The organism is Shewanella olleyana, assembly GCF_023283825.1.
GTDB classification, from domain to species: domain Bacteria; phylum Pseudomonadota; class Gammaproteobacteria; order Enterobacterales; family Shewanellaceae; genus Shewanella; species Shewanella olleyana.
In genome coordinates, this window is the sequence record NZ_JAKILD010000019.1 from 36,933 (window position 1) to 60,453 (window position 23,521).

The following is a 23,521-nucleotide window of genomic DNA, read 5'->3' on the forward strand; positions in this document are numbered from 1 at the left end:
AAAGAAAGTTTAATATAAATCTCCGATTGAACCATGGATTCTAATCGGTAATTCCTCAAACCCTTATGGTGCAGGGGTTCCAGAGGTGAGGGCAAATCTGCCCTCTCATAGGTGAGCACAAACCTTTGCTGCCCTAACTGAATGCCCTATCAAATACCGCAGCTATGCCTTCACTTTGAATAACCGAGATATCAACACCTCTGTGTAGTGCTGCCTGCCGTTGTCGTGCCTTTGTTGCCGCAGATGCATCTTCCTCATCCTTAATGTACTGGTTACGTAGTTCCACATTGTCGGCATGGATAACGAATGTGGTCATGTAACTCATTCCATTAGTGCTATCGCTTAATCTACGCTCAGTGAAGACCAAACCATCTTGCACCAATCTCTTTATAGCCCTGCTTACTGAAGGCTGACTCATACCTATGTCATATGCAATGTAGCCGATTGATGAATCGTATCCATCCTCTATACCGATATGCTTTAAGTTCTCAAGGATTGCCAATTGTGTCTTACCGTAACCTTTGCTCATGATTCTTCTCTATTGTTTTAAGTGTTATGTAGACTATATACCACTTAAGTGTTGAGTCAAGGGTAATCCCATTTGGGGATAACGAATCGTTGCCTCTGACCAGACCCGTCTACTGGACGGGTTTCAGCTTTTTACCTTTTGCATTACCCTGAATCGGGGCTGTGGTTAAGGGGTACGTTTTTCATGCTCCCTACTGGAACCCCTTTTTTGCAGTGTCTGGCTACTGCACTCCTTTAGGGGTATCCAATTTGGTTGACCCTTTCTAAAATCCCATTTTGGCCTGATGGCTTAGGGGAGCGAATCCCGCCCCTAAATCTTTAGCCTTTTTACAGTGGGTTCTGACTGCTTCACGGGCATTCGAGTAACCCAACTTCTCAGCAACTTCCTTACCAACAAACCATGGTCCCCCATCTTTGTCGATTGCAGTTAGGTTGCCAAAGGTTAAGCGCATCTAGACTGTAACGCTTCATCCAAGTATTTGCGTCTGATATGTACTTTAGATGAGGTAAGTAAGCCTTCTCTAAGTCTCTGAGCAGCACGATAAGTAATTTTGAAGGCATTCATGTAGTAATCACAAGATTCAGCCTTGGGTTGCTTCTGATGGTTCATAGCATGTAGCCCTAATGTAAGTTTTTCTGATTTATAACATAACCTTAAGAGCCTCCTCAAGCCTCTGTAGTGGGTTTTAGCCCTAAATGGCTATCATTGCACTGCTTTTACCTTAAAAGCCCTTGAAAAGCCTTACAGGTAGCTTTAAACCTCTCTCGCTTCTCCCTCCCTCCAAGCGTCAAACACTACGCTGTGCAAGCTCAACGAATGTGAAGGAGCGGAGCGACTGACCTCGATTGAGTGAAGTGCAGGGGAGTGGTTGTAAGCGTCCATAATCACCAATTAATACCATTTAACCTTCAACTAAATATCATTGCTTAGAATGAGTTTTAGGATGGTTTAAATAGATTTATATCTACGATGTATGACGTACCAATTCGGCATTGAGGGTTTAGGAACCGCGCTCGCTTCGCTGCGCTCGAACCCTTCACCCGTCCCGAATGTGGTACTGGTGTGTGGTGGGTGTGGTTATGTGGTTCCCTTATCCGAGACAATTAAGCTGCACTGTCTCCGATGTGAGATTATTTCGAATAATTGTCTCCAATGTGAGACAAAAGCAAAGCCTCTGCAAATTCCCCTATATATATGTTTCTTATTAGGGGAAAATGACCCTTAGTAATTCCTAATATGCTCTACAACCCTTGAGGTGTAAGGGTTAGATGTTTTTCTCTGGTGCCAAAAGTGACACCCCAAAGTTAAATATCAAATAACCGACCTCTTTTTTGACTCAAAACCCTATGAAGTTGGTAAGAGGGTGTATATGCATTCTCTTTTAATAGACCCCTACCTACATACTAAATCGCCCTTACCTTAAGAGCCTAAAACACTGAAAGCCTTACACAGCAAGGCTTGCGGGGGTATTTGACTACAATGTATCACTTGTATCATTTGATACTTTTAGCCTTGAGTAAATCATTTGATACAACTATTGACTCAATTGATATAATTGATACTATCACCGCACCTTACAACCAAGGAGATAAGCATGTTAAGTCACCTTAAACTACCCGATGGAGTTAACGAAGCAGAGGGTAGTATTGATATATCGGCATTGCAAAAAGACCTATCTCTTACTATGACTACGGCACAACAAGAATTATTAGCTAACGCTATGCTTGCTGATGTGCGTAAGCGACGTGTTACCAAGGCGCAGATTAATAAGTTTCTTGATGAGGATAAGTGGAGGGGTTACTTGAAGCAGCGATTATCCGACCCGATTTATCATCAATGGATTTAATGTGGGGATTAGCTAAGTCTCTCAACCTAAGTAGAGGATGGGCTAAAGCGGTCTGCAAACGAAATGTATACGACAGCGAGAGAAAGCAGATACGAACCATACTGAACATCCTTATTGATAGTTCGCCAATGTTTAGAATACTTAAGGATACTTCGGTAAGCGCATTAGATATTGATGTGGTATGTCGCTCTAAGAAGGTAAGTACTGTTTTACGTTTACTAAAGAGTCAGGTGGAAGAAACTATGAAGTCAGCCAAATTACAGATTGAACTTGCAGATGCACACAAACGCATCCAAGAACTTGAGTCACAACTACAAGCACCAACTGATTGGAAGGGAGATGCCATTAAGATGAAGGCGGAAGGGCTTACCAATGCAAAGATTGCAGTTCAAACAGGTAAAGGTACAGCTACTATTCAACGCTACTTAGCAACAGACGAGGCTAAAGCTTTAGTTAAACAGAGCTCATAAACAACTAACCATCAGGCAGGAAGTCACACTTTAATTCAAGGAAACAAACCATGAAGCAAGTTAATATCCCAAGTGAAGTAGCTAATATGTTTACTCACTTATTCCCCGAGTTAGACCTTAATACCTTTGTTGAGCAGCATCTAACTGAAACCATCGTTGAAAGACAATCCATCATTGATGAAGTGACCTTGAGCTCTAAGCAAAGAGAGTTAGGGTATACCTTGTTAGATGAACTGACCACTGACCTCACTCGAACACTCACAGTAGACGATATCAAGAACCTGACTGTTGTAGCTTATGGTTTGGCATTTAGGTTTATTGATGAGCCTGATGTATCAAATAACCTACCTAAAGCGCTTGAGTCCATACACGGATACTTAGAGCTTCATGGCTCCCTTTCTCCTGAGAGAGTTAAGGCGCTGAACAAAGCAATTAGTACACTAATTCAAATCAGATAGGGGTAGGTTATGGCTTTATCAAATGAGCATAAAGAAGCATTAGACTTAATGACCATCCACGGCATGACCATTCCTGATGTATCTGCTCATTTGGGTGTACCAGAGTCTCTCATACATGAATTGTGGTGTTTAGCTGTTGGGGCATACATTGAATTGCTTGATGGGAGTTCTCCCCTTACAGAAGCGTTTAAGAGGGCTGAGGCTTATGAGCCAGAAGTACAAACATAAGAAAACCATAACTATCTCTTTAGGTACTGCTGATAGGTTGCTTAATGCTGCATTAGCCCAAATGCTGGAACCATACAACCTCAGGGTCAGAACTCATAGGAAGGGTGAGGAGCCTAAGCCTCGCACTGAAAAGCTTCCTGCTGACCATGAGCTTATTAAGCTGTTACTGGCTCATCTTGAGGATGCTTAGGCATCCTTTTTGTTATCTGAAGGGGCGGTGATTTACCGCTCTTGGCATTTCATCGTACGCGCAAGTTTGGAGTCATGAAGAATCAAGCAGGTGCAGGCCAATTCGGCATGCACGATTTGCAGGTTTACCAGACCATTGGTGGTCTGATGTAATCAACTTTGCCATAGTTTTTGGGTGCAACAGGAAATGGAATGCTTGAGGAGGTTGTCGAATATACGGTGTTTAGTGGTGGTGCAACTACCATGAAAGGGCTAACAATGGCATGACCTTCATTTAAACTATCGCAGTGCATCCACATAGCTTCATAGGTCGCAATGTCTATCAGGTTATCTGTTATATCGTCTGTACCTTCCCAGTTTTTACGCTTGGTTCGCTTGAAGAAGTGAAACTGATAAACACCTTTGACCACTTGAATAGCAAAGCACTTATCCAAAAGTGTGAATACGTTACCTTCTCCGAACACATCGAGTAATTGAGTAGGGTTAAACACTGCCTCAAAGTGCTTAAAGTTTACGCCTGTTTCCATCTTCACCCCCTATAACAATAATAACCATGATATCAGTAGGGTTATTTGCAACGCCATAGCAAAAGACAATAATAGCCCTACAAACTATAAGGGGTTGGATATGAAAACAATTGGTGAAGTATTAGATACAGTTATCGCTAAAGATAAATCAAGCAGAACCACAGTAACACTCAAGACCTTAGCTAATATGGATTGGCACTTAGAGAATGGTCATACTCAAGACGTTCAAACATTCCTTGAGAACCTTCTTCATGATGTTAATGTTGGTTTTGATAAGTACGACAATGGTAACTATGCAAGTAAAGCCACCAGCATTGACCTATCATTTAGTTCTATAGACATTGAGGTTGATAAACGTGTTAAAGGTATCAACGGGTTTGAACGTCAGACTGTACATACATTTGCTGAGCACGTTCTGTTAATGCTTGAAGGTTATGATGTAGACCAACTATGGTTAGACCGAGCACTAAACCTAGCCTCTAAGGTATTACGTCAGAAGGGTGACACTATCACCTTACAAGTAACTGATGAATTGGGTAATCGTGTTTACCCTGAGACTGAGTTCTTCGGTGGTACAGTTCATGGCATGAATACTGATGTTACCTCTCGATTTGCCCTATCAGGTCGATAGATTGAGCCATAGATAAAAAGAAGGGAACCTCAATGGTTCCCTTTTTAGTGCCTGTTATTGTATTGGTTCGGCTTCACCTGCAAGGGTGATACCTGCCATTTGTCCCATTAAGTGACCAAACTCTCTGATGTGGTCTGCTGGTACTTTCTCAAAGTCTAAAGAGAATATCTTGGCTACTGAGTCTTTAACTTCCTGAGGTGAACCCGTCATATCTCTATACAAGATACGTTGTATTTCACGATAGGTTTCTTGCTGAATCTCAGATGCCTTACTTGATGCAATACCACGGTTAATCATCCAAGGTAATGCAGCAGCAGTAGGGTGCATGGCAGATGATAAAACAGTACCTACAAGCAAATCATCACCACCTAATACAGTGGTAAGGCTACTCTTAAGGCTTTCGTCCATGGTTTTGCCCGTAGTTAACTCAGCTAAGCGTCTGGTTCTCTCTTGTCGCTGCTCAAGGTTGAGCATTTCCTTAAGGTTGCCTGTCTGCATGCGTGGTGAAAGGTCAGATACCTTTTCAACATTCTTAAGCTGTTGGTCAGTAAGAAGTCTAGTGGCTCCCTCTCTTGCATCTCGAGGGCTATTAGCTATCTTCTGAATCTGCTCTTTAGCAGCTTGGCCAATACCAGCACTGGCTAAGTCCCAATTACCATCTTTAATAGCTTGGAACGTGTTAGCTGCTTGTTCTTCATTGGATCCGAAGAAGTCACGACCTTTACCAGCTTGCTTCAATACACCTTCGTTGTACCAAGATTGAATAGCTTTAGCGTCTTGGTAATCAGGTGAGGCATTGGTAAGGATATCGTTTAGCTCACCCCAACGATTCATGATGGCTGTACGCTCTGAACCAGATGCTCTACTACCATTACGGTATAAAGCCTTAGCTGTTTCATCCAGTATCTGAAATCTACTAGCCTGAGGGTCTAATTCCTTAGCAATACGGCTACCTTCACTGAATGCAGTTTTCATAGCCTTAGACTGCTGTAGCTCTTTAGGTAATTGAACAGCACTAGCAGGTGTTTGGTATGCAGCTTGGTACATGCTTGCTGTTTCTTGGTTTAACTCTGCTCGTTGATTCTGGTTTAAGCGTTCAAAGTTGACCGAACCACTATCTAACACTTCACCAGTGCTCAACGTTCTAGTTGCAGTATTAGGGCTAACACCTAAATCATCACCAGCTTGAACAGTAGGGCTTACAGCTTCCGTGATATCTGCTTGTTGTTGGTTCTGTCTTGCTGCCTGTCTTTCGAGTAACGTTCCAGTAGGGTTTTTATCACCAGTAACACTAGTTCCGACTCTTGGCGTACCTGCATTACGGTTAATTGATGCTGTCAGGCTTTGCATTGCATCAGCGTCAGCAAGCATTACAGATGAACCAGTACCAGCTTGAGGATTACCTGTTGCATCAACACCTCTACCACCTCTAGACAATTCAGCTAAATCAGCAGCTACTTGGTCAGCGTTCAATCTACCTGCTTTAACTTCCTCATTTAGGTATCTGGTTAAGGTGTTTTGAGCATCCGCTTCAGGACTACCCTCTAGCATACGTCTGAACCATGGCACTCTACTTGCCAAGCTTGTTGCACCTTCAGCAACTCCACCAACAACAGGGGAGAGGACTGCACCGATACCACCACCTACAGCAGCATCACTAGCTACTTCACTAGCAGTTTTACCCTCACTCGAACCAGCACCTTCAGTAGCTCCATAAACACCACCTACCATAGCTGTTCTACCTGCACGATTAAGAGCATTAGCGCCTTGGCCTACCCAGTTAGCACCAGCAGCAGGAGCTGCTAAACCACCAAGTAACTCAGCACCTACAGCAGAATTAGGATACTTCTCAGCAAACTCACGCATACTTAAACGTTCAGCATCTCTAGCTTGCTCGTAGTTCTCTTTGAAGTTGGTCGCTTCAAATTCCATTAAGGCTTTAGCACCAGCGTTAGCAGCACCTTTGATTTCATCACTAAAGCCAAGTGTTAAACCTTGCTGTAATGAATCACGAATGCCTTGGTCATACTCTTGACCTTCTTCACTACGCTGTAACCATTCAGGCAGGTTTTCATTAAAGTTACGCCTAGCAAAACCAAGTAAGCTAACGTTGTCAGCTACTGAACCAACGAAGTTAGCTGTCTGTCTTGCACCATCCATAAAGCCATTAATAGGCTCAGTTGTATTTGGCTCCTCTTGAGTTACAAACTGTGCAAATGGATTACTATCTTGTGGTTTTGTGGTGGCAGGTTGTTGATTGCCACCATTCACAAACTGTTCAAATGGATTAGCCATTAGTTAACTCCTCAGGTAAGTAACCGAACGTATTCATGAAGTAGTCCTGCATTTCCTGACTAGGGTCATTCATCAACATTTGGATAGCTTCATTAGGTGCTTGAATAATCTCAGTAGGATTACCAATAGCTGCATTGGTCTTAGCCTCAATCTCTTGCTTACTTTCGTAAACTGGCTTAGTCCAATTGTCGTATGTGGTTCCTTGGTACTGTTCAGCTACACCTAACTCTTTAGCAGTCTTGGTGTTGGCATTACTAACAGAGGCGATACTATCTCTAGTTGCCTTAACTGCCATAAGTTGTTGAGCAAAAGACTTACCCTCTAATGCTTCAATGGTTAGGTTCATTGCGGTATCAGATACAGGTGCGAATGCTCGAACAATGTTACGAACAATCTCAAGCTTTCTTGATTCACTTAAAGCGTAAAGGTCATTAAGTTCAGACTCACCTAACTGCATTCCCATTGGCTCCAAGATACCGTTAAGGCTTTGCTTAACACCTGAACCAATACGAGAAGCATTCTGGTCTTGCATCAATGAGATGATTTCTAAACCTTCATCTAAGTATTGAATCTCAGCTTCATAGTTGTTCTTGTCAGTAACGTGAGTAACAAACTGGTCAGCACTAAACTGTCCACGGTTATTCTCTTTAACTGATTCCTCTGCGATATACTCTTGAGCAGCAGTAAACTGTTCATCTGTATATTCATGAGGATTACTTAACACTTGCATGTGATAGTCCATGATTTCAGGAACTACCTCAGTGTTATTGGTCATATCAACTACTTCACCGTTACGGTCATAAACTCTACCGTCTTTACCTTTAGATGCTTGGCTAATGTTTCCGTCTGCATCCTTAACTTTGATGTCAGTAGCAAACACATCACCACCTTGACCAATGTTCATTCTTGGGTCGGTAGCTGTACCAATCTGTTTAGTTTGACCAGTAATATTATTAGTCTGTAGCATCACTTTGCTACCACCTAACTCTACTGTTTCTGGCTCACTAAACTGAGGTTTTAAACCTGCATCTACTTGTAGTTGGTTCGCATACTGCAAGCGTAGTTGTTCTTGTACTTCTGGTGTTTGACCTATCATTGCCTTCTCTAAAGACTCAACCTTTTGCATAGCTGTCATGTCGGGTGTGAAGGTTGCATTCAAGTCTGATAACTGTGTCTTTGCTTGGCCTATAAAGTCTTGTTGTCTGAAGAACTCAGTAGCTTCAGCTTCTTGCATCATACGTTGAGGAGCAGCATTAGCAGCTTCATTAATCTGAGCCATATCAATATCATTACCATATTGGGCTAAGTCTTGGCCTAGGTTCTGATTCATCTGGTTAGGGTTTGCGTACTGTCTTAGGTTAGCGATAGCAGCTTGAGTATTATCATTAACTGTCTGTGCTCGCTGCTGTTGCTGATTAGTAACCTGTTGGTTAGCTAATGCCCGCAAAGATGCGACACCTTCATTAACTTGATTGGCACTGTTGGCAAATAGATTGTTAGCAGCATTATGGTTCACTGCATTTATGTTTTGCCATGTAATAGGGGATTTAGCCATAGCGTTGAGGCTCCTTAGTTATTAACGTTAATAACATTTCAGGAACCCAGAATATTGCATTGCTACACTGAGATACTTCACCGATGAACCGTGTAATGTCCAAGTGATAGTATCTTGATAACCCTTATCAATAAAGGGTTTGGGAGTAATAACCTTACATTAATTGTGGATACTCCTGAGGGCAAATCTAAGCCCGTACAGGAGGTTTTATTGTCATGGTTCGGCCATTGCATAGGCTTTCACCAAAGGCTTCTGAATGCTCCTCCTTAGCGGGGAGGAACACCCATGGCTAGATAATTACTTGCAAGGCAAATACCTGAACCAGATAGCTTTATAACAGCAGTGTCATACTGACTGAGCCAGTTAATATTGAGCATCTTTGCATGATGTAATCAATACGCTCTGGTGTTGTCATATTGTGTGGATGGTTCCATTGCCCCGTTAAGGGTTGTAACGACCTACACAATACCTGTATTCCATCTTGGGTATCTTCATGAGTGCAAATCAATCCAACTACCTCTGATGTTATTGCCATCACCTACAGTTTCTAGAATGTAGGCTAGATTACCTGAACCATAACGCTTCAATGCCTTGAAGGATGCTCCGTGTATCTGAGAATAACTATATATGATGCCTGTTCATCAGGCCATACTATAGGCATAAAAAAACCCTAGGCTGAAGGTCGACGAAAACCTGTATCTAGGGTCTTTTATTTACAAGTGCGGCCAGAGCACCAATTACAGGGGCTATGATATCTTTACCCTTATATGAGTCAAGTTTCCTATAGAGAGAATTGGTGATTTTGGTGTCATCTCAGGTAGTTTTGGATATTCTGGGGTATTCTGGGTAAAAACTACACACTAACAACTTTTGCCCCCCTACCTACACAATGCCTACCATCTAAAACCATACTTCTGCTTATATACTGATAAGTCCTAATTCATTCAATACTTACATATGAACCAGCCTCAAAAGCATGAAAACCTGTCTCTACCTCCTACATACCACTTGCCCCAAAACAGTGACTAGGTAATACTTTAGGTGGATTTAGCAGGAGGCGCTTTCTTAGGCTTATTCTGAGGCTCATACCTTTTTGGCAAGGGTATGAGCTTTTTTCTATCCAAAACCTAAAGGCAGAATTTTTTATAATATTTTTGCTTAAGGGAAAAATACATAATCTAAGTATCACCTCACTATTTATACATATAGACGCTGAGCAGCGAAGTACCCCCCCCACCTATATATGGTTAACAATTCAGCAGTGAATTGAGCAACTCTTTCAAACTCTTTACTAACAAGTCCTTAGACTCGTGTGACCATGGTCATGTTACTCACTTTAATGTCTATAAATTGTAGAGTGCTTAAATGCAAATAGGCACAATGCGCTGAAATTTACATGCACCTGTTAGTAACTTGAATATAGGTGTTATAGCAGCATTTGGGCTACTAGCTTTCTGTTTGTGGGTCACAGTTACTTTAAAGATTTGAATGGGTGCTTGCCTAATCCAGATTGAAGAAAATACTCGACCAAAAGACAAAGAGACTGAGCTTTAACCAACTTAATAATTTATTAACCGTTACACCCTTTAATTCATAAAAGAGTCAGCATCAATGAGAAAATTATTTATAGCAGCATCGGTATTACTACTTACAGCATGTGGAGGGGGTGATGACAAAAGCGGATGCTCTTGGAATAACGAAGCAACTGAAACCGTGGATAACGTTAGCACCACTTATGAGTTCACAGAAAACACCTGCAATGAAATTGATTACGCCCAAGTAAGCACAGGCGACCATGCAGCAGCAGGGAAGGTGCTTGTGATTAGTAGTAGCAATCCAGATGATAGACCAGAATATACTCACTTAGATAGTTACCAGCATCGTTACAACTATTCGAAGTCAACAGGTGAAATTCAGCAAATGTTCACCACCAATGTCTCTGGTAGCTCTTCGTGGGAAGTGGTGGTTTCAATAAAGTGGTTAATTAGTGAGCCTGACCGTGTAACTGCAACGGTTACCGACCCACTAAGTGAATACACAACTTGGTATGCCGAAGGGTCTGAGCAGTGGGATGATTTCTTTAAATACGCTGATATAGAAATGAATCAAGCCAAGTATGAAGAAGCCATAAAGCACGCAACAGTAACAATTAAATAAGCCCAAATAGGGTGGCACGCTTCACCCTTGTTCATAAAAGAGAGAAACCATGAAACATTTATTAATCATCCTTGCTTTAGCCTTTACAGCTACAGGTTGTCAGTCAACTTATACACCATCGACTCAGGAGGAATTAGGCCTTCATGTGTACACTGACGCAACAATTAAGCAGTGCTATATTAGAGGGTTTACATCAGAGGATGTATTCCTTAAGTCTAGCGAGTATCGCAGATGGCTCACTGAGGATTACGAATTTACTCAAGAATCTAAGGATTTTATGGATAGCATTCAAGAAGATGTGCAACAGTATATTGATGATGAACTGACTCTTGAATACTGTGCTGAAACGGCTGTTATATTTATGGAAGGGTGGAGCGACATGCAGCGCTATAAGCAGGCTACACGTGATGCGCTTCAAGGACTAATGGATGACCACAAGCAGCGCACACAACCAGCAACCGTGTGCAATTCCCAAGTGGTAGGTGGCAGTATAAGAACCACCTGTAAATAATTCATTAAAATAGGCGGCAGTAGTCGCCTAAACCGAAAAGTGAACTATGAAACATTTAATTATCATCCTACTGGCATTCGCCTTCCATGTTAATGCTGACAATGAGCAATTTAAGATATGGGAGAAAGAGATTGAATCTGCAGAATTTGGTGAGCAATATAAACTTTATACCGAGGGTATGAAATTATTCTTGACCTTACCTGACTGGTTAAAATCTGAACTGAACAACAAGGTGGGGGGGGTAAGTCTGGCAGAATCAGGTACTCGAGCTATTGGTGAGCTAGGTTGTGCTGGAGAGGTGAGGAAGCGTAATAAAGAGGATGGTCTATTTTTTACATCTACTAAAGTGCAGAGAAATAAAGATTATGATATTTACTCATCGGTGCAGATGGTTGACCCTAAGGAACAGGAATTATTGGTTAAATATATTTACCTTAACATTTCTTTAAGCATGTTTTTAACAAAAGATTCGAATGTTTATTTCTGTGTTTAAGTCTTATTTTTGTCTCTGATATGTAATAAATGAATAAGGCGAAGTTAAGGATTAAGCCAGATGGATGAAGCAACAAAGATTTACCTAGACCATGTTGAAGGAGCAGCTAAGACGATTGATATTATCCGAGATTTATTAAAAGGATTGTCTGTTGCTGAAATAGTTAAGAAGTATGGAGTACACAGAAGTAGAGTGTATAAAATCAAGACTGACTTTCTATCTGATTAAATAATAGCCCTTGCTCTTATGAGTGAGGGTTTTTTTGTGTGTATAACTTCCAAATATCCCCTAATTTAATCCACATTCAACAATCTAATACGTTTGGAACTCCAAAAATTGTTAACCCTGAGAATGTTGAAAACTTAGCGTTTACCGACCCACAAGAAGAACTACCGAAAGTATTAGCTGAAATTGAAGCCAATGAAGAAGTAGATATGGTATTTGCTGTGACTCATATGGGTCATTACGCAGATGGTAACCATGGCACTGAAGCCGCTGGTGATGTGATGTTAGCGCGTTCAGTTGAAGAAGGTCAGTTACACGCAATTATTGGTGGTCATTCACAAAATCCAGTTTGTATGGAAGGCGATGATTATGCTGACTTTAACCCTGGAGAAGAGTGTAAGCCAGATCAGCAAAATGGTACTTACATCATGCAAGCTCATGAATGGGGTAAGTATGTTGGTCGTGCTGACTTTGAATACATGGATGGTGAGCTAACACTAGCGAACTACTCTTTAATCCCTATCAACTTGAAAGAAGAAGATGATAACGGCGATTTAGTATTCATTACTGAAGAGATCGAAAAGAACCAAACAGTTTATGACATGCTTAAGCCTTACCAAGAGCGTGGACAAGAACTACTTGATGTAGTGATTTCTTACACTGATGGCAAGTTAGAAGGAGACCGTGAAGTTGTTCGTGTAGAACAAACTAACCTAGGTAATTTACTGACTACAGCTTATTCTGAGTTTGTGACTCAAAACTTCAATGTTACAGCTGACTTTGGCGTCATGAATTCAGGTGGCGTTCGCGCATCAATTGCTGAAGGTGACATTTCTTACCGCGACGTACTGACAGTTCAACCTTTCGGAAACTTTGTTGCATACGTCACGATGACAGGTACCGAAGTTGAAGCATATTTGGCTGATATCGCTGTTAAGACAGGTGGCGGTTATCCACAATTAAATAAAGTTGCCATGGATGTTGATTGTGATGCAGGTACTGTAGATATCGCGAGCCTAGGCGGCCGTGCATTTGACTTAGATGAAAATTACACCTTCTCAATGATTCACTTTAGTGCTGCTGGTGGTGATGATTACCCAGTGATTAATCAACACCCTAACTACATTGACACTCAGTTAACTGACGCTGCTGTATTCCGTGAGTATTTTGTGGTTAATCCTGAAATCTCTGCTGAAGATTATGCGCCAGTAGATGGACAGTTAAACTTCTATCGTAATAATACTCTTGTTGGAAGTTGTGCTGAATAAGCTATAACAATAAAACTATTGTTTAGATAATGGTTGAACAAAAGGTAGCTTAGGCTACCTTTTTTATTGCTTAAATGCCTGCAAAATATAAGGGTTAACGAGTTAAATTGTTTCAGTTAAGATAGCGGCAAGAAATAATAAAGGATTAAACTATGCCGTCTGCAACAACCGCACTAGAACGTATCACTATAGAACCTACCACTTCAGCTACAGCTTGTGTTATATGGCTTCATGGTCTTGGAGACTCAGGAGCAGGTTTTGCGCCAGTAGTGCCTGTTTTAGGTTTACCGCAAAACCATTCTATTCGTTTTATTTTCCCCCATGCACCAGAGCAAGCTGTGACGATTAACGGTGGTTATATCATGCGATCTTGGTATGACATCAAAAGTATGGATCTTCACGACCGAGCGGATATCAAAGGGGTTCTGGATTCTGAACAAGCAGTTAAAGCACTGATCAATGAGCAGATAGCAGCAGGTATTTCAGCTGAAAACATTATATTGGCTGGCTTTAGCCAAGGCGGGGTAATGAGCTTGTTTAGTGGATTACGCTTTGAGCATAAACTCGCAGGGATTATGGCGTTATCTTGTTACTTACCTGCAGGCGAAAGCTTACCTGAGGAGTTACACCCAGCTAATGCGAGTACTCCAATATTGCAACACCATGGTGAGCAAGACGAAGTGGTGCCATTATTTGCTGGTAAAATGGCTTATGATGCGTTAATTACCGCAGGCTATAACTCTAGCTGGAAAACATACCCAATGCCGCATAGTGTTATTCCAGAGCAATTACATGAAATTGGTCAATGGATAGCAAATAAATTAACCCGCTAGTTGTTCGGCAGTTAGTACAATTGGCTGTCTAGTTTCATTATATTTAAGTTCAAATAATTGCCGTATAATTATAAGCTTAGCTTGAGCGTTTTTTAGTCGTTGTAAGCTAAGCTTTATTTCTTCCTCTACTTTGCTAAACCGCTTACCCTGCTTGTTTTTCTTACCGCACAATCAAGCCTGAGTATGTAACTGTAAACTATTGTTATTTATGACTTTGGTTTCAAAAAATTGACATATATTGCTGGTATTTTGTTAAGATCCTTGCCAATTTATGTGAATCCAATATATGAGCGATACATTGTAGAGGCTCAGATCTCAGTTAGAATACGGATAGAATACGGATAGAATAATGATAAGAAATACTCCGAAGCAATCACGGATAACTCTGGGCTTAAGTTTAGTTGTCGCGACAGTAAGCTTAATGAGTCTCAGTGGCTGTGAACAGCGTCCAACCTGTGATGACGATAACTGCACTAAATTTACCGTGCTGCATACCAATGACAATCATGGTCGTTTCTGGCAAAACAAAGCGGGTGAAGCGGGTATGGCTGCTCGCTTTACTGTTATTGATGGCATTCGCAAAGAAGTAGAGCAGCAAGGTGGTTATACCTTGGTATTGTCAGGTGGTGACATTAATACAGGTGTACCAGAGTCAGATCTACAAAAAGCAGTACCTGATTTTATTGGCATGAATATGATTGGTTATGATGCAATGGCTGTGGGTAATCATGAGTTCGATAATCCACTCTCGGTTTTAGATGAGCAGGCTGAGTTAGCTAATTTTCCGATGCTTGCGGCTAATATCTACCGAAAAGATACTAATGAAAGATACTTTGACCCTTACAAGGTATTTAAGTTAGGCAATATCAATATAGCAGTCGTGGGCTTAACCACGGATGACACCCCAAAATTGACTAACCCATTGCATACTGATTCTTTGTTATTTACCAATCCCATTGATGAAATGAAAAAGCTATTACCAGAGCTTAACGCTGATGACAGTATTGAACTGGTATTTGCGGCAACTCATATGGGTCATTATCAAAATGGCGAGTTTGGAAGTAATGCGCCTGGTGATGTGACGATGGCAAGAGCTTTGAATGAAGGTGATTTAGATGCCATCATTGGTGGCCATTCTCAAAATCCAGTGTGCATGAGCGGTCGTAAAAGTGAATATGATAAGGACTTTAAGCCGGGTGATTCTTGCCGCCCAGATAAACAAAATGGTACCTATATCATGCAGGCCCACGAATGGGGACGTTATGTAGGACGTGCTGATTTTGAGTATATTAATGGCGAGCTGTATTTAATTGATTATCAATTAATTCCAGTTAACTTGAAACGAATGGCTTTTGGTAAAAAGTTAGCATGGCCAGTAGGTGAGCCGATAGAACGAAATGCAGATGTTGAGGCTGCTTTGTTACCTTATCAAGAAAAGGGCAGTGCTGAGCTTGACGTGATTATTGGACGTGTTGATGGCCTATTACAAGGTGACCGTAAAGTGGTACGTGCACAGCAAACTAACCTAGGTCGGTTAATTGCTAAAGTTCACAGCGAGAAAGTACGTGCCGACTTCGGCATTATGAATTCAGGTGGGGTCCGTGCATCTATTCAAGCTGGTGAAGTGGCTTATCGTGATGTTTTAACAGTGCAACCTTTTTCAAATACGATCGGTTTAGCTGAAATGTCAGGTGAAAAATTAGTTAAGTATTTATCGAAAGTGGCGACAAATACCCGTACCAGTGGCGCATATGCACAGTTTTATGGGATTGATATGACGGTGAAGTGCCGCGATCAAGATGTTGAAATACACAGCATTAATAATCAACCCTTTGATATTAATGCCCAATATACTTTCTCTATTCCAAGTTTTAGTGCTGCTGGTGGTGACAACTATCCTAAGATTAATATTTTAGAAGCAGGCTATGTTGATGCTATTGAGTTGTATGACTACATAAAACACAAACAGCAAATTAATATTGCTGATTATGCGCCTAACGGAGAGCTAAAGTTTGAGCAATCTAAGAGTAGTTTGGGCTGCAGTATCTACTAATTTAGATTTGAAATTATCAAATTTAATCAGATAAAAACGAAAGGCAATCGCAAGGTTGCCTTTTTATTTGGGAAAAAATAATTATTTAAGTTGATTAATTTCAATAGCTTATTAAAAACCCCTTAAAATAATTCAAATTAATTTACGCTTTTTACTTGAAAATAAAATTATCGTTCTCATATCTAGTTATAAGTTAGGCACGCTCAATAGAGGGTCTAACTTACATTACGCCGCAAGGGTAATGACCAACGCCAATAATGGCATATTATTTTTTACATATTGCTTTAGACAAGGATATGAACATGCGCAAATTTAACTTAACTCCAGATTTAACTCCTTTATACCGTAGTGCGATTGGTTTTGATCGCTTAGCAAAAATGGCTGAGCACGCCGCAGTACAAAATGGTAATACAGGATACCCTCCTTATAACATCGAATTACTTGGCGAAAATCGTTATCGCATCACAATGGCTGTTGCAGGTTTCACCATGGATGAGCTTGATATCACTAGCGAAGGTGACAAGTTACTCGTCAAAGGCAGTAAAGTCGCTGCAGTAAACGATGAACGTAAATACTTACATCAAGGTATTGCTGAACGCGGATTCGAACGAACTTTCCAGTTAGCTGATCACGTAAATGTTGTGGGAGCAGACTTAGAAAATGGCCTATTAAATATTGAATTAGTTCGTGAAATTCCTGAAGCAATGAAAGCACGTAAGATTCAAATCAATAGTGCTAACGTAAACAATACCATCGAAAGCTAACCTTTCGACGCTATCTCTTACTCATTGTCATTAGAGGTTGTTGATGGTGAGAGATGGCAAAACCTTGCAAGACATTAGTTTGACTGTGTTATTTGATTTTCCTATGCACTCATCATGCGCATCAATAGCACAGGTTTCACATCTCCCCTGATTATTTTGCCCAACGAGAATCAATTTCCTTGTTGGGCTTTTTAGTTTCGCGACTCTTCGATTTTCAAACTTCAAACTTCAAACTTCACACTTCAATCATCACTTTGTTAGTCTGATAGGGCTTTATCTAATATTACTGAGCCAACAGCATCAATACCAAGCTCATCTTCAGGGTTATAAATTGGGCAAGTCTTCATTGAAAGGCACCCACACCCTATACAACCATTGAGTGAATCGCGTAGTTCGGTTAAATAATTAATCCGCTGAGTCAGTTTATCGTGCCACGCTTGAGATAATTTAGCCCAATCTTCCTTTGTTGGTGTTCTTTCATTGGGTAAAAAGCTCAAGGCGTGTTTTATTTCTTGTAAACTGACGCCCATTTTCTGCGCCGCTTTAATTACTGAGATACGTCTGATCACATCACGGCGATATCGACGTTGATTTCCTTGATTGCGTAAACTGCTAATCAAACCTTTAGTCTCGTAAAAGTGCAGGCTAGAAACCTTGATACCGCAACGTTTGGCAACTTGACCGACAGTTAAATCTGCTTCATTTAACATATGACTTCCTTTCCTTTTTTAAGCCGCTGCGACTCCAAATGATTGGCACATTAAAAATTAATTAATATTTTTATAAAAAGTACTTTACCTCAACTTAGGTTGAGGTTTTATAGTGACTTCATCTTATATAACCATTCACTAAATTGACAGGAATCCACTTAATTAACAGTTATTCAGGCAATTAATGGCCATTTGCAGGAGGCAGATATGAGTAAAGCGATGACTTATTCCACTAGCGTTAACAAGAATGCGAGCAATAGCAATCACTTAAACAATCACATAAGTAAGCAATTAAAACTGACAGGTTCAGTAAGCGAGAGAATCAAGCAAAAACTGATGACGAATGAAGATACCCAAAAAGCGATTGACGATGTAATTGCTAAGAGCCAATTACTGTTTTGCCAAACGATGAATACAAAATAAGGACAATATTATGCGCTTAGAACACTTAAATTTAGTCGTAAACGATCTAGACACTACGTTAGCGTTTTACCAAGCCGCATTCCCGCATTGGAAAGTAAGAGGTGGAGGCGAAGGTGAGTGGCATGGGGTACTGCGTAAATGGATCCATTTCGGTGATGAATATAATTACCTATCCTTTAATGATAATGGAAAAGGCAAAATACGTCCGATTGAAGGATACGATTTGGGCTTGGCTCATTTTGCATATGTGGTCACCAATTTAGAAAGCCTAATTGAAAGGTTAACGTCGGCAGGTTTTGAAATTGATATCCTTGGCGGTAAAGATGCTAATTACAATAGTGTTTATTACATCGACCCAAATGGTTACGAAGTAGAGTTTGTCGAATACTTAACTGATATTCCCAGTGACCGAAATCACTATGCTTAACCTATTTAACTTTTCTTTCAAGCTAGTACATTCAAGTTAGTTCATTCAAGATTGAAGTAGAAGCCAAAGCATGTAAATAAAAATAAGGCATGAAAATAACGCTGATGAAACAAAGGGAATTAAGGAGAGGAAATGCGATTAAATCAAGTGACATTGACGGTGAGTGACATGACTAAGGCTTGCGATTTTTACCTTAGCTTAGGCTTCACTCAAATTGTGAGTACCGTAAATAGCGGCAATCATTATGCGCGATTTGCATGCCCTGAAGGAGAGGCTAGCTTCTCGCTATCATTAAACCAATCAAGCGCTAATTTTGATGACATTGTAGAAAATATTAATACCAGCGTCATTTATTTTGAGCATCGAGCGTTAGATGAGTGGGTAAATAAGCTAGTCGGCAAAGGGATAAAGTTTAGCCAACTTCCGGTGGATGAGTCCTATCTATGGCGAGAAGCGATTCTATTTGATCCGTCTGGAAACAAAATTAAATTGTATTGGGCGGGCGAAAATCGACTAAACCCGCCGTGGCGAGTCGATATTAAAGCGGCTCTTTAACTGATTGGTGATTTACTTAAGTCGTTACCTTTGAGCTTTACCCATTAAAAAGCCCACTGAATTTATCATCACAGTGGGCTGGTATATTTCGAAATAATAAAGTTTTAATCAATAACGATTAAATAAACCTCAATGAAATCATTGCTTCCAAGGGTTTACGCTGCCGCTGCCATTAGGTACTGCTTCAGGTTTAGCATCAGTTGAACGCTGTGGTCGCTGTCCTTCAGAAGCGCTATTTTTATCTTTGGCAGGGTAAGCTGAGCGCGAGTTACCACTTGCTTCTTCTTGATTAAATTTACGTGCTTTATTTTTGTTGTAGTGGTTATTCTTGGGTTTATCTGACTTACCTCGTGACATCTTAGGCTGGTCTTGGTCAGTTTTAGGTTTCGGCGTTTTAGGGTTTTTAGGCACAAAGTCTAAAATCGAAATCGGCACTTCTTTTCTTGGGCTAAAGCCTTCTATTTCTTTACGCTCAATAATATGACCTAAACGGCGCTCGATAGCGCAAAGGTTTTTAAAGTCATCTTTAGACACTAATGAAACTGCAGTACCTTGCGCGCCAGCGCGACCTGTACGACCAATACGGTGTACATAATCATCGGCTGGGAAAGGCAGATCGTAGTTGATAACTAACGGTAAATCATCAATATCGATACCACGAGCAGCGACTCCAGTGGCAATTAAGTAGGTAATTTTGCCAGCTTTAAAGTCGGCCAAAATTTGCTCGCGTATCGGCTGACTTCGACCACTGTGAAATGACTCTGCAATAATGCCGCGTTTTTCTAACTGAGTGACAAGCTTAGCTGCACCATGCTTTGTTTCAATGAATATTAACGCTTGCTTCCAATCGTTTTCTTGTATCAAGTGACTCAGTAATGCAGATTTTTTATCTTTATCTGCAGTGACTAGCCATTGATCAATTTTGGGCGCAGCGTCGGCATCAGCGATAACTGAGATTTGTACCGGTTTTTGCATCGCTGTTTTAGCTAATGCACGTACTTGATTTGAAAGCGTCGCAGAAAATAGCATGTTCTGACGTTCATCAGGCAATAGCTCGATAATACGGTTAATGTCTTCGATAAAGCCCATATCAAGCATACGGTCAGCTTCATCAAGGACTAACACTTCAAGCTCATCAAAATGAACAGCCCGTTGAGTGTATAAATCTAATAAACGCCCCGGTGTTGCAACAAGGATATCAATGCCTTCAATAAGGCGCTGTTTTTGCTGTTTACTGTCTACGCCGCCGTACATGACCATCGAGTTAATTGATAAGTTTTTGCTGTACTGCTGAATGTTTTGCTCAACTTGAACAACCAGTTCACGAGTTGGAGCAAGCACTAATGCTTTAACGCGTTTACCGCGCACTTTACGAGGCTCTTTAAAACGCTCAAGAATCGGCAGTACAAAGCTAGCTGTTTTACCTGTACCAGTTTGCGCCGCCGCAATGATATTTTTACCCGATAAAGCCACTGGGATCGCTTGGGTTTGAATTGGTGTAGGTTGGCTATAACCTAAAGAATTCAGGGCGTTAATAATAGGATCGCTTAATCCTAGCTTAGCAAATGGCATGTGTTATCTCGGGTAAAGTGTCAACAGTGACTGCTAGCTTAGTGATAGCAGCTTAAAGAGTAGAGGCTAAGTATATCAGACAGCGAGTTTAGAGTGCAGCTTAAGGATTAAAATTTAAGATGTGAGGGCGTTTGCTTGCTGGCAACTGACATTTGTTTAAATTACTGCACAGGTATTTAGCAATAATTGAAAAGAAAAGGGAGCGAATGCTCCCTTTAGGTTGTTCAAACAGTATTTTAAATTAGGCTTTCATGGCTTTATCGCCGCGAGCAAGGCCAACAACACCAGAACGTGATACTTCAATCACCTTAGTCACTTCAGCGAGTGCACTAATAAAGGCATCAATTTTGTCACTGGTTCCTGCCATTTGAATGGTGTACAAACTAGATGTCACATCAACGATTTGGCCACGGAAAATATCCGCAGTGCGTTTCACTTCTTCACGCATATCGCCTTGTGCTTTAACCTTTACTAAGGCTAACTCTCGTTCAATATGCGCATTTTCAGTAATGTTAGATACCTTGAGAATATCGATTAGTTTATGCAATTGTTTTTCGATTTGCTCATGTACATTGGCTTCAGCATTCACGGTAATGTTAAGGCGCGACAGTGTGGTGTCTTCTGTTGGCGCGACCGTTAAACTTTCAATGTTGTAACCACGCTGAGAGAATAAACCGACAACACGGGATAATGCGCCCGGTTGGTTTTCAAGTAATACAGAAATAATACGACGCATTAGCTTCTCTCCGTTTTGCTTAACCACATATCTTTCATTGACTCGCCACGGATCAGCATAGGGTAAACATGCTCAGTCTCATCAACGCTAATATCAACAAATACAAGTTTGTCTTTCATTGCTAATGCTTCTGCAAGCTTAGATTCAAGTTCGTTCGGATCGCTAATAGTCATGCCAACATGGCCATAAGCTTCAGCAATTTTGGCAAAATTAGGCACTGAGTCCATATAAGAGTGTGAGTGACGACCTGAATAAATCATATCTTGCCACTGCTTTACCATGCCTAAGAAACGGTTATTCAAATTGATGATTTTTACTGGGGTGTCATATTGAAGTGCTGTTGAAAGCTCTTGAATATTCATTTGAATTGAACCATCACCAGTAACACACACAACAGTTTCATCTGGCATTGCCATTTTAACGCCCATGGCGGCTGGTAAACCAAAGCCCATGGTGCCGAGACCACCAGAGTTAATCCAGCGACGAGGTTTATCAAATGGGTAGTATAAAGCGGCAAACATTTGGTGCTGACCAACGTCGGATGTAACGTAAGCATCACCATCAGTAAGCTTGTGCAGCATTTCAATTACTTGCTGAGGCTTAATACGATCGGTTGTTTTGTCGTAAGCTAAACTGTCACGCTCACGCCATTTGTTGATATCTGCCCACCATGACTCAAGCGCTTCAGCGTCATTGGTTTTTTGGGTGTCATCTAACAGTTTTAGCATGCTGTCTAATATGTTTTCCGCAGAGCCAACGATAGGAATATCAACTCGTACGGTTTTTGAAATTGATGCGGGATCAATATCAATGTGCAAAATGGTGGCATTAGGACAGTATTTTTCGACATTATTCGTTGTCCGGTCATCAAAACGTACACCGATACCAAAAATAAGGTCGCTTTCGTGCATTGCCATATTGGCTTCGTAGCGGCCGTGCATACCTAACATACCAAGAAATTGAGGGTGGCTTCCTGGGAATGCACCTAAGCCCATTAGGGTATTGATCACTGGAATGTTTAAACGTTCTGCTAATTGTAAAACCTGTTGATCACATTCTGAGATAATCGCGCCGCCACCAACGTAAAGTACCGGTTTTTTAGCGGCTAATAACGCGTGTAAACCACGACGTATTTGACCTTTGTGGCCAGACGTTGTTGGATTGTACGAACGCATATTGACTGATTCTGGGTATACATAGTCATGCAGTAACTCAGGATTCAAACAATCTTTTGGTAAGTCGACAACCACTGGACCTGGCCTGCCTGTTGAGGCAATAAAAAACGCTTTTTTGATGATTTCAGGAATATCTTGAGGATCTTTGACTAAAAAGCTGTGTTTAACGATTGGGCGAGAAATACCAATCATGTCACATTCTTGAAAGGCATCATTACCGATAAGGTTACTCGGAACTTGTCCTGAAAGCACAACCATTGGGATTGAGTCCATGTACGCAGTCGCAATACCTGTAATAGCATTGGTAGCACCTGGACCTGAGGTCACTAACACGACACCAACATCACCCGTAGCGCGGGCATAACCGTCAGCCATATGGACTGCAGCTTGTTCATGTCTTACAAGGATATGTTCTACACCTGCAATTTTATGAAGTGCATCGTAGATATCAAGAACTGAGCCACCAGGGTAGCCGAATATGTGTTTTACGCCTTCATCGATTAACGAGCGCACGATCATGCTTGCGCCGGATAATTTTTCCATTGCTAAATCCTCTTAAGTTACCGTTGTGGGTAAACAGTATCTTGTTACAACGACGGTAATCGTTTTAAAAGTAAGCCCGAATGGTAGTTCGAACTCGTTTATCTTTGCAGTCGATAACCGCCTTAGATAATTGTCCTGTTATATGAGTTGTTTACACAACACTAAGTGAAACAAGATGATTTCATCATAATTTATTTTGAACTTGATACAAGAGGGATTTGGAAATTTATTCAGAAACTTGAGTGTATTTCATGAATATTTAAAATAATTAATTATTGAGTCATCAATAACCATTAAATACATCATAAACTGCACAATATTGAATAAAGGATTTAAATTTCTATTTGT

General features: G+C 40.9%; 27 protein-coding genes. 17 read left to right on the plus strand and 10 right to left on the minus strand.

Annotated features, from left to right (window positions below; all coding sequences use genetic code 11):
• Window positions 1-133 precede the first annotated feature (133 nt).
• Window positions 134-316, minus strand: a complete 183-nt coding sequence (locus L2735_RS14060) for a hypothetical protein (protein WP_248985313.1) — start codon at window positions 314-316, stop codon at window positions 134-136.
• A gap of 475 nt (window positions 317-791) precedes the next feature.
• Window positions 792-980, minus strand: a complete 189-nt coding sequence (locus L2735_RS14065; RefSeq protein WP_248985314.1) for a BRO family protein — start codon at window positions 978-980, stop codon at window positions 792-794.
• Between the two features lie 1,143 nt (window positions 981-2,123).
• Between L2735_RS14065 and L2735_RS14070 the strand changes: the two genes are divergently transcribed.
• The 5 genes from L2735_RS14070 (at window position 2,124) to L2735_RS14090 (ending at window position 3,721) form a co-directional block, all read left to right on the plus strand.
• On the plus strand, window positions 2,124-2,375 hold the full coding sequence (locus L2735_RS14070; protein ID WP_248985315.1) for a hypothetical protein: 252 nt from the start codon (window positions 2,124-2,126) through the stop codon (window positions 2,373-2,375).
• A 128-nt stretch (window positions 2,376-2,503) separates the two neighbouring features.
• Window positions 2,504-2,845: a hypothetical protein gene (locus L2735_RS14075; RefSeq protein WP_248985316.1), complete on the plus strand. Its 342-nt coding sequence runs from the start codon at window positions 2,504-2,506 to the stop codon at window positions 2,843-2,845.
• A 50-nt stretch (window positions 2,846-2,895) separates the two neighbouring features.
• Window positions 2,896-3,303 (plus strand): hypothetical protein, encoded by a 408-nt coding sequence (locus L2735_RS14080; protein WP_248985317.1) that lies wholly within the window; start codon window positions 2,896-2,898, stop codon window positions 3,301-3,303.
• A 9-nt stretch (window positions 3,304-3,312) separates the two neighbouring features.
• Window positions 3,313-3,531, plus strand: coding sequence for a hypothetical protein (locus tag L2735_RS14085; RefSeq protein WP_248985318.1), 219 nt, complete (start codon window positions 3,313-3,315; stop codon window positions 3,529-3,531).
• Window positions 3,509-3,721: a hypothetical protein gene (locus L2735_RS14090; protein WP_248985319.1), complete on the plus strand. Its 213-nt coding sequence runs from the start codon at window positions 3,509-3,511 to the stop codon at window positions 3,719-3,721. The genes L2735_RS14085 and L2735_RS14090 overlap by 23 nt, the downstream gene beginning before the upstream one ends.
• Window positions 3,722-3,845: 124 nt before the next feature.
• Here the strand turns inward: L2735_RS14090 and L2735_RS14095 are convergent, their stop codons facing one another.
• Window positions 3,846-4,247, minus strand: a complete 402-nt coding sequence (locus tag L2735_RS14095) for a hypothetical protein (RefSeq protein WP_248985320.1) — start codon at window positions 4,245-4,247, stop codon at window positions 3,846-3,848.
• 100 nt (window positions 4,248-4,347) lie between these two features.
• Here L2735_RS14095 and L2735_RS14100 point away from each other — a divergent pair, with 100 nt between their 5' ends.
• Window positions 4,348-4,878: a hypothetical protein gene (locus tag L2735_RS14100; protein ID WP_248985321.1), complete on the plus strand. Its 531-nt coding sequence runs from the start codon at window positions 4,348-4,350 to the stop codon at window positions 4,876-4,878.
• A 54-nt stretch (window positions 4,879-4,932) separates the two neighbouring features.
• Here L2735_RS14100 and L2735_RS14105 read toward each other — a convergent pair whose 3' ends face one another.
• The 3 genes from L2735_RS14105 to L2735_RS14115 form a co-directional block, all read right to left on the minus strand.
• Window positions 4,933-7,173 carry a hypothetical protein gene (locus L2735_RS14105; protein ID WP_248985322.1) on the minus strand — a complete coding sequence of 747 codons (2,241 nt, stop codon included), beginning with the start codon at window positions 7,171-7,173 and terminating at the stop codon, window positions 4,933-4,935.
• Window positions 7,166-8,728 carry a hypothetical protein gene (locus L2735_RS14110; protein ID WP_248985323.1) on the minus strand — a complete coding sequence of 521 codons (1,563 nt, stop codon included), beginning with the start codon at window positions 8,726-8,728 and terminating at the stop codon, window positions 7,166-7,168. The genes L2735_RS14105 and L2735_RS14110 overlap by 8 nt, the downstream gene beginning before the upstream one ends.
• A gap of 331 nt (window positions 8,729-9,059) precedes the next feature.
• On the minus strand, window positions 9,060-9,236 hold the full coding sequence (locus L2735_RS14115; protein WP_248985324.1) for a hypothetical protein: 177 nt from the start codon (window positions 9,234-9,236) through the stop codon (window positions 9,060-9,062).
• Window positions 9,237-10,339: 1,103 nt separating this feature from the next.
• Here L2735_RS14115 and L2735_RS14120 point away from each other — a divergent pair.
• From L2735_RS14120 to L2735_RS14155, 8 genes are all read left to right on the plus strand, one after another.
• A complete protein-coding gene (locus tag L2735_RS14120; RefSeq protein WP_248985325.1) occupies window positions 10,340-10,885 on the plus strand; it encodes a hypothetical protein in 546 nt (181 codons plus the stop codon).
• Window positions 10,886-10,934: 49 nt separating this feature from the next.
• Window positions 10,935-11,396: a hypothetical protein gene (locus tag L2735_RS14125; RefSeq protein WP_248985326.1), complete on the plus strand. Its 462-nt coding sequence runs from the start codon at window positions 10,935-10,937 to the stop codon at window positions 11,394-11,396.
• Window positions 11,397-11,442: 46 nt separating this feature from the next.
• Window positions 11,443-11,889, plus strand: coding sequence for a hypothetical protein (locus L2735_RS14130; protein ID WP_248985327.1), 447 nt, complete (start codon window positions 11,443-11,445; stop codon window positions 11,887-11,889).
• A 60-nt stretch (window positions 11,890-11,949) separates the two neighbouring features.
• Window positions 11,950-12,117, plus strand: a complete 168-nt coding sequence (locus L2735_RS14135) for a helix-turn-helix domain-containing protein (protein WP_248985328.1) — start codon at window positions 11,950-11,952, stop codon at window positions 12,115-12,117.
• A 38-nt stretch (window positions 12,118-12,155) separates the two neighbouring features.
• Window positions 12,156-13,382, plus strand: a complete 1,227-nt coding sequence (locus tag L2735_RS20120) for a 5'-nucleotidase C-terminal domain-containing protein (protein ID WP_248985329.1) — start codon at window positions 12,156-12,158, stop codon at window positions 13,380-13,382.
• A 152-nt stretch (window positions 13,383-13,534) separates the two neighbouring features.
• Window positions 13,535-14,215, plus strand: coding sequence for an alpha/beta hydrolase (locus L2735_RS14145; protein ID WP_248985330.1), 681 nt, complete (start codon window positions 13,535-13,537; stop codon window positions 14,213-14,215).
• 349 nt (window positions 14,216-14,564) lie between these two features.
• Window positions 14,565-16,268, plus strand: coding sequence for a bifunctional UDP-sugar hydrolase/5'-nucleotidase UshA (ushA, locus tag L2735_RS14150; RefSeq protein ID WP_248985331.1), 1,704 nt, complete (start codon window positions 14,565-14,567; stop codon window positions 16,266-16,268).
• A 302-nt stretch (window positions 16,269-16,570) separates the two neighbouring features.
• A complete protein-coding gene (locus L2735_RS14155) occupies window positions 16,571-17,032 on the plus strand; it encodes an Hsp20 family protein (protein WP_248985332.1) in 462 nt (153 codons plus the stop codon).
• A gap of 257 nt (window positions 17,033-17,289) precedes the next feature.
• On the opposite strand, the gene soxR is transcribed toward L2735_RS14155, so the two are convergent.
• Entirely contained in the window at window positions 17,290-17,742 is a 453-nt protein-coding gene (gene soxR, locus L2735_RS14160; protein ID WP_248985333.1) for a redox-sensitive transcriptional activator SoxR, read from the minus strand.
• A 207-nt stretch (window positions 17,743-17,949) separates the two neighbouring features.
• Here soxR and L2735_RS14165 point away from each other — a divergent pair, with 207 nt between their 5' ends.
• The 3 genes from L2735_RS14165 to L2735_RS14175 all read left to right on the plus strand — a co-directional run bounded on the left by L2735_RS14165 (window position 17,950) and on the right by L2735_RS14175 (window position 19,147).
• Entirely contained in the window at window positions 17,950-18,165 is a 216-nt protein-coding gene (locus L2735_RS14165; protein ID WP_248985334.1) for a hypothetical protein, read from the plus strand.
• 10 nt (window positions 18,166-18,175) lie between these two features.
• On the plus strand, window positions 18,176-18,592 hold the full coding sequence (locus L2735_RS14170) for a VOC family protein (protein ID WP_248985335.1): 417 nt from the start codon (window positions 18,176-18,178) through the stop codon (window positions 18,590-18,592).
• A gap of 132 nt (window positions 18,593-18,724) precedes the next feature.
• Window positions 18,725-19,147 (plus strand): VOC family protein, encoded by a 423-nt coding sequence (locus tag L2735_RS14175; protein WP_248985336.1) that lies wholly within the window; start codon window positions 18,725-18,727, stop codon window positions 19,145-19,147.
• A gap of 138 nt (window positions 19,148-19,285) precedes the next feature.
• Here L2735_RS14175 and L2735_RS14180 read toward each other — a convergent pair whose 3' ends face one another.
• The 3 genes from L2735_RS14180 to L2735_RS14190 form a co-directional block, all read right to left on the minus strand.
• The gene (locus L2735_RS14180; protein WP_248985337.1) at window positions 19,286-20,719 is read right to left on the minus strand and encodes a DEAD/DEAH box helicase; all 1,434 of its coding nucleotides are present in this window, start codon (window positions 20,717-20,719) and stop codon (window positions 19,286-19,288) included.
• Between the two features lie 241 nt (window positions 20,720-20,960).
• Entirely contained in the window at window positions 20,961-21,455 is a 495-nt protein-coding gene (gene ilvN / locus L2735_RS14185) for an acetolactate synthase small subunit (RefSeq protein ID WP_153913550.1), read from the minus strand.
• On the minus strand, window positions 21,455-23,173 hold the full coding sequence (locus L2735_RS14190; RefSeq protein WP_248985338.1) for an acetolactate synthase 3 large subunit: 1,719 nt from the start codon (window positions 23,171-23,173) through the stop codon (window positions 21,455-21,457). The genes ilvN and L2735_RS14190 overlap by 1 nt, the downstream gene beginning before the upstream one ends.
• Between the last annotated feature and the right edge of the window lie 348 nt (window positions 23,174-23,521).

Excerpts from the sequence above, each read along its gene's own strand:
- L2735_RS14190 (WP_248985338.1), bottom strand. The coding sequence starts at position 23,173 with ATGGAAAAATTATCCGGCGCAAGCATGATCGTGCGCTCGTTAATCGAT.
- L2735_RS14125 (WP_248985326.1), top strand. The coding sequence starts at position 10,935 with ATGAAACATTTATTAATCATCCTTGCTTTAGCCTTTACAGCTACAGGT.
- L2735_RS14175 (WP_248985336.1), top strand. The coding sequence starts at position 18,725 with ATGCGATTAAATCAAGTGACATTGACGGTGAGTGACATGACTAAGGCT.
- L2735_RS14070 (WP_248985315.1), top strand. The coding sequence starts at position 2,124 with ATGTTAAGTCACCTTAAACTACCCGATGGAGTTAACGAAGCAGAGGGT.
- L2735_RS14060 (WP_248985313.1), bottom strand. The coding sequence starts at position 316 with ATGACCACATTCGTTATCCATGCCGACAATGTGGAACTACGTAACCAG.
- L2735_RS14165 (WP_248985334.1), top strand. The coding sequence starts at position 17,950 with ATGAGTAAAGCGATGACTTATTCCACTAGCGTTAACAAGAATGCGAGC.
- L2735_RS14130 (WP_248985327.1), top strand. The coding sequence starts at position 11,443 with ATGAAACATTTAATTATCATCCTACTGGCATTCGCCTTCCATGTTAAT.
- ilvN (WP_153913550.1), bottom strand. The coding sequence starts at position 21,455 with ATGCGTCGTATTATTTCTGTATTACTTGAAAACCAACCGGGCGCATTA.
- L2735_RS14075 (WP_248985316.1), top strand. The coding sequence starts at position 2,504 with ATGTTTAGAATACTTAAGGATACTTCGGTAAGCGCATTAGATATTGAT.
- soxR (WP_248985333.1), bottom strand. The coding sequence starts at position 17,742 with ATGTTAAATGAAGCAGATTTAACTGTCGGTCAAGTTGCCAAACGTTGC.
- L2735_RS14085 (WP_248985318.1), top strand. The coding sequence starts at position 3,313 with ATGGCTTTATCAAATGAGCATAAAGAAGCATTAGACTTAATGACCATC.
- L2735_RS14095 (WP_248985320.1), bottom strand. The coding sequence starts at position 4,247 with ATGGAAACAGGCGTAAACTTTAAGCACTTTGAGGCAGTGTTTAACCCT.
- L2735_RS14065 (WP_248985314.1), bottom strand. The coding sequence starts at position 980 with ATGCGCTTAACCTTTGGCAACCTAACTGCAATCGACAAAGATGGGGGA.
- L2735_RS14080 (WP_248985317.1), top strand. The coding sequence starts at position 2,896 with ATGAAGCAAGTTAATATCCCAAGTGAAGTAGCTAATATGTTTACTCAC.
- L2735_RS14145 (WP_248985330.1), top strand. The coding sequence starts at position 13,535 with ATGCCGTCTGCAACAACCGCACTAGAACGTATCACTATAGAACCTACC.
- L2735_RS14105 (WP_248985322.1), bottom strand. The coding sequence starts at position 7,173 with ATGGCTAATCCATTTGAACAGTTTGTGAATGGTGGCAATCAACAACCT.
- L2735_RS14155 (WP_248985332.1), top strand. The coding sequence starts at position 16,571 with ATGCGCAAATTTAACTTAACTCCAGATTTAACTCCTTTATACCGTAGT.
- L2735_RS14170 (WP_248985335.1), top strand. The coding sequence starts at position 18,176 with ATGCGCTTAGAACACTTAAATTTAGTCGTAAACGATCTAGACACTACG.
- L2735_RS14090 (WP_248985319.1), top strand. The coding sequence starts at position 3,509 with ATGAGCCAGAAGTACAAACATAAGAAAACCATAACTATCTCTTTAGGT.
- L2735_RS14180 (WP_248985337.1), bottom strand. The coding sequence starts at position 20,719 with ATGCCATTTGCTAAGCTAGGATTAAGCGATCCTATTATTAACGCCCTG.
- ushA (WP_248985331.1), top strand. The coding sequence starts at position 14,565 with ATGATAAGAAATACTCCGAAGCAATCACGGATAACTCTGGGCTTAAGT.
- L2735_RS14110 (WP_248985323.1), bottom strand. The coding sequence starts at position 8,728 with ATGGCTAAATCCCCTATTACATGGCAAAACATAAATGCAGTGAACCAT.
- L2735_RS14135 (WP_248985328.1), top strand. The coding sequence starts at position 11,950 with ATGGATGAAGCAACAAAGATTTACCTAGACCATGTTGAAGGAGCAGCT.
- L2735_RS14100 (WP_248985321.1), top strand. The coding sequence starts at position 4,348 with ATGAAAACAATTGGTGAAGTATTAGATACAGTTATCGCTAAAGATAAA.
- L2735_RS14120 (WP_248985325.1), top strand. The coding sequence starts at position 10,340 with ATGAGAAAATTATTTATAGCAGCATCGGTATTACTACTTACAGCATGT.